Origin of the sequence: Ferruginibacter paludis (assembly GCF_030409685.1) — a bacterium.
In the GTDB taxonomy this organism is placed as follows: domain Bacteria; phylum Bacteroidota; class Bacteroidia; order Chitinophagales; family Chitinophagaceae; genus Ferruginibacter; species Ferruginibacter paludis.
Genome location: NZ_JAUFQJ010000007.1, coordinates 513,413 through 526,135, shown reverse-complemented (window position 1 = coordinate 526,135; position 12,723 = coordinate 513,413). Strand labels below are relative to the sequence as shown.

10 protein-coding genes are annotated in these 12,723 nt (G+C 38.8%); 2 read left to right on the top strand and 8 right to left on the bottom strand.

Translation table 11 applies throughout. The features are described from left to right. Nucleotides 1-216: 216 nt before the first annotated feature. Nucleotides 217-789: a hypothetical protein gene (locus tag QWZ08_RS15550; RefSeq protein WP_290338393.1), complete on the bottom strand. Its 573-nt coding sequence runs from the start codon at nucleotides 787-789 to the stop codon at nucleotides 217-219. A 704-nt stretch (nucleotides 790-1,493) separates the two neighbouring features. Further along, complete coding sequence (locus QWZ08_RS15545) at nucleotides 1,494-1,649, bottom strand: lmo0937 family membrane protein (protein ID WP_290338392.1); 156 nt, start codon at nucleotides 1,647-1,649, stop codon at nucleotides 1,494-1,496. Between the two features lie 267 nt (nucleotides 1,650-1,916). Between QWZ08_RS15545 and mgtA the strand changes: the two genes are divergently transcribed. Further along, nucleotides 1,917-4,427 (top strand): magnesium-translocating P-type ATPase, encoded by a 2,511-nt coding sequence (gene mgtA, locus QWZ08_RS15540; RefSeq protein WP_290338391.1) that lies wholly within the window; start codon nucleotides 1,917-1,919, stop codon nucleotides 4,425-4,427. 212 nt (nucleotides 4,428-4,639) lie between these two features. On the opposite strand, the gene QWZ08_RS15535 is transcribed toward mgtA, so the two are convergent. Further along, complete coding sequence (locus QWZ08_RS15535; protein WP_290338390.1) at nucleotides 4,640-6,724, bottom strand: right-handed parallel beta-helix repeat-containing protein; 2,085 nt, start codon at nucleotides 6,722-6,724, stop codon at nucleotides 4,640-4,642. 102 nt (nucleotides 6,725-6,826) lie between these two features. Further along, nucleotides 6,827-7,339, bottom strand: a complete 513-nt coding sequence (locus QWZ08_RS15530) for a transposase (RefSeq protein ID WP_290338389.1) — start codon at nucleotides 7,337-7,339, stop codon at nucleotides 6,827-6,829. A 313-nt stretch (nucleotides 7,340-7,652) separates the two neighbouring features. Between QWZ08_RS15530 and QWZ08_RS15525 the strand changes: the two genes are divergently transcribed. Continuing rightward, nucleotides 7,653-8,441: a hypothetical protein gene (locus QWZ08_RS15525; RefSeq protein ID WP_290338388.1), complete on the top strand. Its 789-nt coding sequence runs from the start codon at nucleotides 7,653-7,655 to the stop codon at nucleotides 8,439-8,441. 344 nt (nucleotides 8,442-8,785) lie between these two features. Here the strand turns inward: QWZ08_RS15525 and QWZ08_RS15520 are convergent, their stop codons facing one another. The 4 genes from QWZ08_RS15520 to QWZ08_RS15505 all read right to left on the bottom strand — a co-directional run bounded on the left by QWZ08_RS15520 (nucleotide 8,786) and on the right by QWZ08_RS15505 (nucleotide 12,722). Next, nucleotides 8,786-9,448 carry a hypothetical protein gene (locus QWZ08_RS15520; RefSeq protein WP_290338387.1) on the bottom strand — a complete coding sequence of 221 codons (663 nt, stop codon included), beginning with the start codon at nucleotides 9,446-9,448 and terminating at the stop codon, nucleotides 8,786-8,788. Nucleotides 9,449-9,665: 217 nt separating this feature from the next. Next, nucleotides 9,666-10,103, bottom strand: coding sequence for a hypothetical protein (locus tag QWZ08_RS15515; RefSeq protein WP_290338386.1), 438 nt, complete (start codon nucleotides 10,101-10,103; stop codon nucleotides 9,666-9,668). A gap of 225 nt (nucleotides 10,104-10,328) precedes the next feature. Continuing rightward, complete coding sequence (locus tag QWZ08_RS15510) at nucleotides 10,329-11,093, bottom strand: hypothetical protein (protein WP_290338385.1); 765 nt, start codon at nucleotides 11,091-11,093, stop codon at nucleotides 10,329-10,331. A gap of 15 nt (nucleotides 11,094-11,108) precedes the next feature. After that, nucleotides 11,109-12,722 (bottom strand): hypothetical protein, encoded by a 1,614-nt coding sequence (locus QWZ08_RS15505; RefSeq protein ID WP_290338384.1) that lies wholly within the window; start codon nucleotides 12,720-12,722, stop codon nucleotides 11,109-11,111. Nucleotide 12,723 lies beyond the last annotated feature (1 nt).

The window sequence follows — 12,723 nt, the reverse complement described above, 5'->3', positions numbered from 1 at the left end:
GAGAAAATATTTTTACTCTTTAAAATTAAAAGCATTCTATTAACTCATACATAAGACCTAAAGGCAAGCGAATCAAAAACGTTTTCTACTACATGAAATAATCCTACCAACAAGGGCGAAAGATTGTGCTGGTTGTTGGTCTAAAATAATTTGTGCGAAGACTTCGCCTGGGATTTTTTTTGGAGGCTCGGAGCGGAACAAATAATATTCTTTGCTCTATTGAAGTATATACTTTTTATTGAAATAGTTAAATCCGATTATCCCTGTACCATTTGCAAGCAATAGAGAGTCTATCGAATTACTATATCCTTCGGCATGTTTTATTAGCAAAACTTCCGCATATTTTTTATTTCCATTGTTGAAATTATATAACCTTGTCTGGAAATTCCCATGACTGCCGCCATAGCCAGTTAAGTCTCCGCCAATACCCATATTAAAACTTGTATCAGTATAGGCCCTGATAGATAAAGAGGAGGGTGTAGCTAACTGTATGAATATTGAATCAGTTCTTGATGAATTTAAGTAAAGTACAACCTGTATATATTCTACCGTATGAAATAAATTGCAACCAGAATCCAGATAAGTTTGTGCAGTATCTATAACACGAGTCTGAAAGTTTTTGGGTTGACCAGTTTCATCAAGAAATGTAAGTTGAGTTTTTCCTTTAAGAGGTAACCAGCTTCTGCTATTATCAAGGTATAGATTTCCTCCGTGACATTTCCCGCAACCAACCAGCTGAAATGAAATTTCAACAATTAAAATCAATAACACTAAGTTTGACAGTTTCATAGTTGCGATATTTACGGTTTTGAAAAAACAAAAATATCAAAAAAATAAGGACGTTTCAAATACAGTATTTTCTGCCAACGCGGTTGTTGGTCTTGTTGCCCAACAACCGAATCGTTGGGTTTAGCAATGTGTCAGCATGTTAAATTCATCCATTCCGGTATGATGAAATTTAGCTGATGAATAATAATATTCTTCCGGCAGTTTGCATTGTGCATAGTTATTTTTCGTAAACCACTATACGTGGCGGTGTAAAACTGAGGACAGTGTATGGGATAAGTTTCCATTGATGAAAGGTACTGTTTTTAGTTGCAGCTTTTTTGCTGTTCGCCTCGGTTGTTGGTCAACAAGACCAACAACGGCGCCTCCGGGATAGCTGACCGTTTTATGAACATACCAACTAAAATCAAGCGAATCAAAAAACTTACGCCAACATTCATAACCTACCAACAACGGCGAAGATTGTGTTCAGCGTCCTTGTGCCTTGGTGACGTTGAGCGATAAGCAATATTGTGCCTCACTCACTTGTACCGCATGCCATTGGGGGAACTTTACCGAAGCGGAGTTGGTTCGTTGACACAAAGGCTGCGGCAACCAATTCTAATATTGCAAGTTTAGTAAAAGGCGGCTACAGGAAAGAATTCCTGCACCTGACATCCCCTACTACCAGCCATGTTACAGAAGACGTTGCTGCGAAAAGTTTACCCTTAAAGGATTTTTCTGCCTTGAATAACTCTTAATAAAATTACGATGATTGCAATAACAAGCAGAATGTGAATTATACCACCTACATGAAATGCAAAAAATCCCAACAGCCATGCTATTATTAATATTACGGCAATGATATAAAGTAAGTTTCCCATAAAATTTATTTTTTGTTACAGGAATAAAAGTAGTGCAGGCAGCCTTGCTTTACCATGATTAATATTCCCCCTTTATTATGATAGCCATCAACTAAACAGCCTGTTAGATACATTGCTTTGTTCGGGACACCAGCTGTGTGTGTGAACTTATAAACCAACCACGGAAACAAAACAGCATACACCGGCAGTGTTCATCATCTCATTTCATGACAATCATCATTTTACGGTAAAAGGAGGCATACTATTTTACGCTTAATATTATTCACGATGTATACACCAGATCCATTACCAGATTATCTGGCCGCATTAAGTACAGCAGAAGTTATAAAAAAAATAGGGACCAATGAAACAACCGGTCTTTCCGATGAACAGGTGGCAGCCCAAATAAAAGCATTCGGCAAAAATACCATTGCTGCCAGTAAGCGCAGGTATCTCTTAGTGGAGTTGCTTGGTCATTTTAAAAGCCCTTTGATATTAATATTAATAGTAGCAACCATTATTTCCTATTCAATGGGCGAAACGGTCAAAGCATCCATCATTTTGTTCATGATACTGGTGAGTGTGGCAATAGATTTTTACCAGGAGCTCGATGCCCGTAATGCTGCGGAGCGGTTGAAGCAAAGTGTAAAAAGTAAAGCCACAGTAATCCGGAATGGCCGTGAGTATGACATATTGCACGAAGAAATTTGTGTGGGCGATATTATCCTGGTGAGTGCAGGCAAAATTGTTCCTGCTGATGCCAGGATACTTTTTTCAAAAGATTTTTTTGTAAACCAGTCTTCCCTCACCGGTGAATCATTTCCCTGCGAAAAGCACGGCGACGCCATCAGCAGTAATAAACAGGATCTGGTGGATCTTACCAACATTGTTTTTATGGGCTCCAGTGTAATATCCGGAACCGCCAGAGCAATCGTGCTGAAGACTGGCGCCAGCACCGAGTTTGGAAAAATTGCAGCAAAATTAATTGAACCTGCAGCAGAATCTGAATTCAGCAAAGGCATTACTTCCTTTGGTTACCTCATCATGAAAGTAACCATTGTACTGGTGTTATTCATTTTTTTGATCAATGCAGTATTAAAGCACGACCTGCTGGAATCATTTATGTTTTCACTGGCGGTGGCCGTGGGATTAACACCCGAACTGTTACCGATGATCATGGCAGTGACCATGTCCAGGGGATCGGTGCACATGGCTGCTAAAGGAGTCATCGTTAAAAAAATGGCTGCCATTCCCAATTTTGGAAGTATGGAAGTGTTGTGTACTGATAAAACAGGTACCATTACAGAAGATAAAATAAAGCTGATAAAATATGTTGACAAAAAAGGGAATGATTCTGAAGACCTGTTACAGCTGGCTTACTTAAACAGTTTTTATCAAACAGGTATTAAAAATCCGCTGGATGATGCGGTGGTTTCTTTTCGTACAGTAGATATAAAAGCTTACGTCAAGAAAGATGAAATCCCTTTTGATTTTGTACGCAAACGGATGAGTGTGGTGGTGACGGTGCAAAATAAAAATGTGTTGATCTGCAAAGGTGCACCGGAAGAAATATTTAAAGCCTGTTCAATTGACAATGAAAGTAAAGCTGTGGCCATCAGCCAATATGAGGCGCTCAGCAGCGAAGGGTTCCGGGTGTTGGCCATTGCCACTAAAGAAACTGGAGCCGATGAAATATTTACCAAAGAGGATGAAATGGAAATGACGCTGCAGGGTTTTATTGCTTTCCTCGATCCACCTAAAGAAGATGCTGATGAAGTGATTGCGGCATTAAAAGAAATTGGGGTGGAAGTTAAAATTATCACCGGCGATAATCACCTGGTAACGCAAAAAGTTTGCAAAGAAATTGGTTTGCACATAAAGGGAACCATGCAGGGCCATGAACTGGACGGCCTTTCAGACCAGGCGCTTCAAAGAAGGGTGGCAAACACCACCATATTCACCCGTTTTTCTCCCGAACAAAAGAACAGGATCATTCTTGCGTTGAAAGCGAATCATCATGCTGTGGGGTATATGGGGGATGGTATCAATGATGCCCCTTCTTTAAAAACGGCCGATGTGGGTATTTCTGTAAGCAGTGCCACAGATGTTACCAAAGATGCCGCAGACATCATCCTTACCAAAAAAGATCTGATGGTGTTAAGAGAGGGTATCCTGGAAGGCCGAAAAACATTTGGCAACACCATGAAATATATCCTGATGGGGTTAAGCTCCAACTTCGGCAATATGTTTTCTGTAGCAGCAGCCACTATTTTTCTTCCATTTTTACCCATGCTGCCGGTGCAGATACTAATCAATAATTTTTTATACGATACATCACAGATTACCATTCCCACAGACAATGTGGATGAAAGCTATATCCAAAAACCCCAGCGCTGGAACCTGAAAATGATCTACAGTTACATGTTTGTTTTTGGGTTAACCAGTTCCATTTTCGATCTGCTTACTTTTTACCTGCTATATAAAGTTTTTGCATTAAATCAGGCGGAGTTCCGCACAGGCTGGTTTATGGAATCATTGGCCACACAAATTTTAGTGGTGTTTGTTATCCGTACCTGGCATGTTCCGTTTAAAGATAGCAAGCCCTCAAAAAAACTGGTGATCAGTGTAGTGCTTTGCCTGGCTGCCGGCTGGTTGCTGCCTTATTTACCATTTGCTGCACTGGCAGGTTTTCAACCATTACCAACTCATGTGGTGCTCTATATCACCGCCATTGTATTCGTATATTTGTTTGCAGCCGAATTTGTAAAACGGATCATTTACAAAAAGTTTGTAAAATAATAAACTAGAACAGTTAATCATACTCTTTTGTCCCGGCGGGGTTTTGGCGACGGGTCTTCAAATAAAAAAAATCTTCTACGAAACTCAGAAGTTTGCAGAGACCAGAATGTTATACGTCGGGGTTTCACAGTTACCCTTTTATAATTGTTATTGGCTACTGTAAAAACCCCGCCGGAACTCAATCAGACAATCCGGATTTAAAGCAACTGCATCTATTGTAACATGTTTCTAGCAACGGATGAATTAAATGCTTTAATAACGGTTGCAGGTAATTTTGCCAATTCTTTCCATGCCTTGTCTCCTGTGACTCCTGCCATATTAATATCAAAGGATTTAAAGCCGATCTTATTTATTGTTGAGCGATTTTTAAATCTAAAATCAAACGCTGTTGCATTGACAAATCCGGGGTCCTGCAGGATACTATGCAAATCTTTTCCACTCTTTTGCTGCCACTCTTTCAACGTGAAATAATTTTCGGGATTGGCGCCATATGCCCCGGTAGATTGAATGAAAGCAACTTTTTTATTATTCATATTCCAATAGCAATTGCTGTCAAGATTAACGTTTCCGGTCTGCCAGGCACCTTGCAATAGATAGCCAGTATCAGTTAGTATAATATTGTTTTTAAAATCCAGGCTGTGGTGTTGTTCTACCCTTGAAAACTGTGCCTGGAATTTTTCATTAAAAGCAAAAATGTTGTTCCTGATAATATTATTTTCTCCATAATGCTGGTGAAAGCCGCCTGTTTTAGTATGGTATACCAGGTTGTCTTCCAGCAAAATATTTGTTGAACCTTCGTCTGTATAAAGCCCCCATCCACCATAGTCATACGAATAGATGTCGTTTACCCGGTTATGGCTTACTTCCGTTCCGTTAGAGATACCCAATGTATAAACAGCGGCCATATCACTTAATACTCCCCATCCAATATGATGAATTTGGTTGTAGATTATTTTGTTATTTACCGCAGGGCTAAACGCATATCCCCAAACCCAGCCCACTGAAATACCGGTGTACCTGAAATCACCAATATCATTGTGCGCAATCATATTATTCCCGGAGTGAGCGATAAAGATCCCGACTGCAGAAGGGAAGTCCAATCCGCCGGAATGTATAATGCAATTGTCCACTTTATTGTAAGATGTCCATTGAGCCTTGTTTTCGCGAATAACCGTTTCCCCAATCCTGATACCACCGGCACCCAGATCGTGCAGGTAGCTGTTGGTAATTGCACAATGCTGCACGCCTTTTCTTAACCAAAGGGCGTATTGCCCGGTATGTGCTACTTCACAATGGTTGAAGCGGATGTCTTGTGCATTGTCAACCATGATAGCAGCGTCAATTTCCTGGGCAGCCTGGTATGCCTCGTAGCCCTTAAAACGATGATTGCAATATTTAAATGCGATGCCCTCAAACAACATATTTTCTACGGGATGGGTTGAATCACCTTGTATAATCAGTAGTTTTTCCAACACGGGGATCACTGCCTCCTTTGCATTTACGTTTTTGCCCGGGATATATTTAACCGTATCATTTTGCTGTATCCATTCGTTGGTAGTGTCTAATGCAGCAGGATAATTTTCAATATAAAATAGCGCTGGTTTATCTATTAATGCCCAATCGCCATTTATAAAGCCAGTTGAATAAAATGAGTTATTAAGCGGATTTAATGAATCAATGGTCCGCATAGTATTATCCCACTTGTGATACATATTGAACCAGACTTTTTGCACGTCATTTGCAGGTAATGAGGCGAGCTTCTTAAACTCCGTTAACGGCATTTGAATTTGCTGTGTGAAACGTACTTTATGCTGACTATCGGGAACACTGATTACTTTTCCCAGGGTGAAATAAGTATCAATATTCGGTGTTCTTGCCCTTACAGCTCTTTTATCATTGATGTACAAATCAAAAGGTTTTGTGCTATCAGCATACGGAACTTTTACAGATAAAATGTTGGTTCCCTGCATAAAAATTTGTTGTCCTCCACTTACCACAGGATGCGCATTGGGCATAGCCTTAAAAATAATTTGCAATTCACCGGTGCCACCATTTTCAGGTGTCATCAGGATCGGTTGGTCCAGGTTGTATGTTCCATCATGGAGAAAAATAGTAATGGTGCCTGTTGGGTTTGATTGCTTTAAACCGGGCAGCATGGCGATTGCTTTTTGTAAAGTAGTGGGCGCCTGCGCTGAACCATTCCCGCTTCCGCCAGGTAATACATAAATATTGATATCAGCAGCAAAGGCCGGCAACAGGATACCTGATGCAGCAATCGAGACGAGCCATTTCAACATAATTTCTTTTTATTTTATTATTGGCGGAAGGTAAAATATTTTATGGTATTTATTTTAAAACGCCGTTGTTGGTCTTGTTGACCAACAACTGAATCGTTGGGTTTAGCAATGTGTCAGCATGTTAAATTCATCAATGCCATTATGATAAAATTTAGCGGACGAATAATAATATTCTTCCGGCAACTTGCACAACCCAGCCTTTACCGGGTTCCAGTGAATGTACTCCAACTTCTGCATGAATACATCATGGGTATACAATTCAATACCCAAAGGATTCCTTTCCCAAAACTGATAGGTTCTGTCTCTTGCATTCACCCTGAATTTATCCAGCACCAGTGGATGGTTATCTACCAGGTCAAATTTTATTTGCTGTGCTGTAAACTTCATAAAACTATGTTGTATTTGCTTCGGTGTTTTATCACCTATTGCCTGCCATATCATGTGCAGGTGATTATCCATAATTACAAAGGCATACAATGTTATCTTTTTTATTGCTGTGAGATGCTGAAGGCTTTGGATGATGACGTCTTTGTATTTAGCTGGTTTTAACAAGGGCCTCCATTCCAGAATCGTGGCGGTGTAAAATTGAGGCCAGTATATGGGATAAGTTTCCATTGATGAAAGATACTATTTTTAGTTGCAGCTTTTTTGTTGTTCGCTTCAGTTGTTGGTCAACAAGACCAACAAAGGCCCCTGTGATAGCCGACGATTTTAACGACGTAATGGCTAAAGGCAAACGAATCAAAAACATTTACTAGTACATGAAATAACCCTACCACCAACGGCGAAATTTGTGCGGAGACATCGCCTGGGAAGTTTTCTGTCCAGGAGATTCGGCGCGGAAGAAATTCTTTTTTTTGCATATATTTGTCTACAGTTTACCAGCAATCACCAACCTGCCAGCTGCCTTACGCAAACTTAAACAGACATGCAAAAGTTACCTACCCTGCTTTTATTTTTTACCTCCTTATTATCGCTAAACGCCTGTAAAAAAGACGATACTCCTTCGCCCAACGCTAACAGGGTAAAGACCTACACTGTGTGGGACAGCTTTTCTGTTTTTATTCCCCCCACAGTGGTAACCTATGACCTCTCCTACGATGCCAATGGCAGAGTAGCTAGTTTAATTTCCACTTCTTCACCCGGAGACCGGACCGAATATTCATACCCTTCAGCAAATCATTTTTCGAAGGATGTTTTCATTTCCAACGTGCTCTTCTCGCACGAAGATGATTTCACTAACAGCAACCGATTACTGGACAGTGTTTTTCAGTACCAAGTCACCTGGACTATTGAATTCAATACCTACGATACCATTGTAACCAAGTACCTGTACGACGCATCTAACAAATCAACAGGTTATAAAGGATTCAGATATTCACTGGTATACGGTATAAAGCCACAATATGCGGCAAACACCGTTTACAATGCAGACGGAGACCTGTTACATGCCGAATCCGGACCCGGATTCAAGGACACCTTTGACTATGAATATTATACCGGTCTTGATTATATCCCACCCATCATATCAGGGCTGCCCGGCGTTAGCAAGGGTGGCAAAAAACACCTCGTAAAAAGAGCAATACTAAACAGCTTTGGCGGGGGCGGCCCCGGTTATATTGATCATATCTATACTTTTGACAGCAGTAACAGAATTGTTTCTGAAAAGATTGTTGGATCCGGAGACACGGAAATAATCACTTATACCTATTTCTAAAAGATCACGTCCCGGGTTTGCGTAGCTGAGCACTGTAGCTTGTGCCGGTTGTTAGTTTAAATAATTTGTGCAGTAATATTGATCCGGAAGTTTTCTTGAAGACCTGGGTGGAAGAATTGAGGCCAGTATATGGGATAAGTTTCCATTGATGAAAGGTACTGTTTTTAGTTGCAGCTTTTTTATTGTTCGCTTCGGTTGTTGGTCAACAAGGCCAACAACGGCCGCCGTGATAGCCTACGATTTTATGGACGTAATGGTTAAAGGCAAGCGAGTCAAAAACATTTACAACTACAGGAGATGAGCCATACCAACACCGGCGAAAGCAACTATATTGTCCGCTCGTTTTAGTTTGATATTATTTCTGGTTCTTGTTGTTCGGGAACAACTAAATCATTACTTAATTCTTTTATAGTTTCCTGCAACTTTTTCAAAGTTGCACCATGTGTATCAATAAATGTCCATGTTACACCTTTATCACTGTAAATGCCAATAAGTGTCGACTTTTGAATTAGTTTTCCATCGGTATGCTTCAATTCGACAATTTCAGTCAAAGTACACTGCAGTTGCTTTTCTAAGTGAATGATTTTTGAACAATTTTCAACTGTAACGTTAGCAATACTAAAACCTTCATCTTCCATTCCCTTAAAGCTTTCTTCCATATAAGAAGCCATTTTGTCAAGCCCGCCAGCCATTTTTATTATTGGAGCATAGGTAAATGCTGTAAAAGATCTATAGTCTTTTTTCAATAAGAGCTTCGCCATAAGAGTCCCCTGTTTTAGAGCATTAGATTGTGAAGCAGAGTCTGCATAAAGCGTCTGAGAAAGCAGTGAAGTATAAATTAATAAAAGAGAAAGTGATGTTATTAAATATTTCATTTTGCTTATTTTACGACTATAAAAAATATTGGATTGCCCAAACCTTTCTGCAAGATTAAATCTCTCAAGACATTCTATCTCACCATCGTGGCAGTGTAAAAACTGAGGCCAGTATACGGGATATGTTTCCATTGATGAAAGGTACTATTTTTAGTTGCAGCTTTTTTGTTGTTCGCTTCGGTTGTTGGTCAACAAGACCAACAATGGCCGCCGTGATAGCCAACGATTTTAAGGACGTAATGGCTAAAGGCAAGCGAATCAAAAACATTTACTACTAGATGTTATAACCCAACCAACCACGGCGACTTATTACCGTACTGTTATAGAAACCCCTTAGCCGGGATTATGCCTATCTTTTATTTTGATAATCTACAAATCCTTTAATTACTTCAGCAGTTTGTGTATTGATAGATGGATGGTCTAAATATGCCTGCAGCCTGTCAATTAAATTTTGTTTGATAATTATATTTTTCTCTCCATTAATTATTCTGTTAAGCATCAGGATTGTCAATGGCGTTGGTTTGCGGTTTAATGATTCAAACAAATGACTTTCATAATACCCAATGAATTTTTCAATAGTATGTACAATAGGCCCCGGCGAACCAAAGTCGGTAGTTGGATATTTTTCCAGCAAATTAAAAATTGGGTCAAATGCCAGCTCGAAATCTTTCTCTTTTTCCAGATCGCTCAATATATCATCGAGTGGTATCTCGTTGCTGTTTGCGGCATTGTCTTCGCTAAAAGGAATAAAATTATTTAGCTTCTCTATTATCTGATAAATGGACATGTTCAGAGTTTTTAATTTTTATGCGGATTGGTGTTACTGATCAAGTACAACGGTTAAATTTTAAACGCCGTTGTTGGTCTTATTGACCAACAACCGAATCGATGGGTTTAGCAATGTGTTAGCATATTAAATTCATCAATACCCGAATGATAAAAGCTGGCTGATGAATAAAGACATCGCCTGAGATTTTTTTATTGGAGACTTGTGGTCGAAGAATGTTTGATGCTATAATTTCATCAGACCACTAACTGCCATCCAATTGGGGTCTTTATTTATTTCTGTTGTAAACGAAACCAGTCGGTTTTTGTTTATTGCTATTTCATGCAATAGTTCGGCAACTTGCTTACCTTTTTCTACATACATTTCAATATTCATTCCTTCATCAGTCACAAGCCGGGCAACCATGTGGGCAATGCATATTCTTCTTAGGTTTTCTGAAAAAAATTCCTCGACTGATCTCATGTCTAAGTCAGGATTTTTTTGAGCTATGCTGTCTTTCAGGTCAACTTTTATTAAAACATTGTAGGGACAAAATTTTTTATAAGCGTATTGCTCGTAAGCCTTGTTCACCCAACCTGTGCCGGTGCCACCTCTTTTGGTTTTAAGTGTTAATATTGAAATGGAACTTTTGGGGTATACTGTGTCACTACTTTTGTTAGCCGTCCAGATTGGATCTTCTTTTTTGCCGCCTAACAATTTGCTGATTAGTCCCATTTGATAATTTACTTTTTTAGTACTGGCAAAGTTGAATATAGCACAATTTTTAAAGTGAAAGATTTTTATAACTGCGAAAGATAACATGGCGGCCCAGCTGTCTGCCTTTGAGATGAAAGGTACTATTTTTAGTTGCAGCTTTTTTGTTGCTCGCTTCGGTTGTTGGTCAACAAGGCCAACAACGGCTCCCGTGTTAGCCGATGATTTTAGGGACGTAATGCTAAAGGAAAGCGAATCAAAAGCATTTACTGCAACATGAAGTAATCTTACCAACAACGGCGAAAGAAAAAGTTAGGCGCTGGTATTTATTTTAGGGCCATGTAGAAAAAAGTCTATAGCCCTGAAGCTTTTACGAATATTAGTATATGAACTACTATACTCCACATTGTTTAAAATTTCATTGAGAACAATCAAATCTTCTCTTTCTGGAAATACTTGTGTTAAATTAAAAACCCAATATTTTCTTGTATCAAGGCCTAAGCCATGGTCATTTATCAAATAGTTTAAAAACTCTCCAACGTGTATTTTTTCTTTAAATAGATCATCTATTCTTTCTTCATAAGTTTGAGGCAGAGGATAGTTTTTCGATTTTGAAATTTTTGTTTCATATTTCTCAAGATGCACCTCAAAGCTGCTTTTTTCTTTTAGAATTGTACTATAAAAGGGATCTGAAATGTCAACTGAACTGTTTCTCTCAACTTTATCAATGCCTTTTAATATAATATCTATGTTTCGACTTAGAGATGTATTTCCTATCCTACCGGCTCTTTTAAGCTGAGATTTAAGTTGACCCAAATCATTTGTTTTTCTAATCATAAACCAAAAAGGTGCGCATGTGCCGCCTTTTGGAGTATTAAGAGCTGATACAATAAAAGGCCATGTTTCATGTGCGTTGAACAAATTGCCCTCTGTCAATATTCCAGCCTCAATTAAATCAATTGAGAATGCATTATACACTGAGTTCTTGGGTGGCAAATCTAATTGATTGCTGCCGAGTCTTCCGTTTGCAGTTGAAATGTCCGCATAAAACTGATCTTTATATTGAGTGAATTCTGTCCTTAAATATTGTGGAGCAATGGGCAGCGCACTAGGATCATTATTGTCAATTCTTACAGTCAACATTTCGCCTTTCGTTCTTACTTTCTTTAACGTAACAGGATTAGCCGTTTCCAAAGCATTTACCAGATACACTGTATCACTTTTCTTCGGCGCTATATTAAACCTCTCAAAACATTTTATCCATTCTGGCATTTTTTTAGGTAATTCTGGCAAAATCAAAAAAAGAGAAGTTATTAAACTCTTTTTGTCAAAAGGGTTAGATGTGTTGTTTATTTTATTGTACAAATCCTCAATTAGAACTTTTTTGTCTATACTGATGCCCACAAGTGAAGGTATTTTGAAAAGATAAGGTTTGTAATTTGATGATAGACTTAACAAGTTTAAGAACAAAGAAACTTCCTGAAAAAACGAAGCAGTGATTTCATAAGATAAACCAATACCATTATGTAAAGCATTAGCCCTGCTGATAATCATTATTTGGAATCTGTTTGTTAATTCCAATATCTTTTCAATATGCCTTGCACCGTCTTTTATTCCGTTTGTTAAAAATATCGTAATAGCAGAGGATTGATTTAATAAGCTTCTAAAATCATGCAATATTTCAGAGGCTGTTTTATATCGGCTTTCATCCTTGTAAATAATTTTTCTTCCAAAAGCCTGAGCTAGCACAGAGTTCATTGCTAATTCAATTGATACTCCTATTAATCCAACCTCCACAGAATATCGTACAGAATCAATTTTCAATTCATCTTTTCTGAAAGTGCAAATGCCAATTTGGGCTAGTGACAAAGCCTCAATGCTCGCTTCAATAAGTCTTATGCTGTCATTTTTTAAGAGCCGTGGCATG

Excerpts from the sequence above, each read along its gene's own strand:
- QWZ08_RS15550 (WP_290338393.1), bottom strand. The coding sequence starts at position 789 with ATGAAACTGTCAAACTTAGTGTTATTGATTTTAATTGTTGAAATTTCA.
- QWZ08_RS15545 (WP_290338392.1), bottom strand. The coding sequence starts at position 1,649 with ATGGGAAACTTACTTTATATCATTGCCGTAATATTAATAATAGCATGG.
- mgtA (WP_290338391.1), top strand. The coding sequence starts at position 1,917 with ATGTATACACCAGATCCATTACCAGATTATCTGGCCGCATTAAGTACA.
- QWZ08_RS15535 (WP_290338390.1), bottom strand. The coding sequence starts at position 6,724 with ATGTTGAAATGGCTCGTCTCGATTGCTGCATCAGGTATCCTGTTGCCG.
- QWZ08_RS15530 (WP_290338389.1), bottom strand. The coding sequence starts at position 7,339 with ATGGAAACTTATCCCATATACTGGCCTCAATTTTACACCGCCACGATT.
- QWZ08_RS15525 (WP_290338388.1), top strand. The coding sequence starts at position 7,653 with ATGCAAAAGTTACCTACCCTGCTTTTATTTTTTACCTCCTTATTATCG.
- QWZ08_RS15520 (WP_290338387.1), bottom strand. The coding sequence starts at position 9,448 with ATGGAAACATATCCCGTATACTGGCCTCAGTTTTTACACTGCCACGAT.
- QWZ08_RS15515 (WP_290338386.1), bottom strand. The coding sequence starts at position 10,103 with ATGTCCATTTATCAGATAATAGAGAAGCTAAATAATTTTATTCCTTTT.
- QWZ08_RS15505 (WP_290338384.1), bottom strand. The coding sequence starts at position 12,722 with ATGCCACGGCTCTTAAAAAATGACAGCATAAGACTTATTGAAGCGAGC.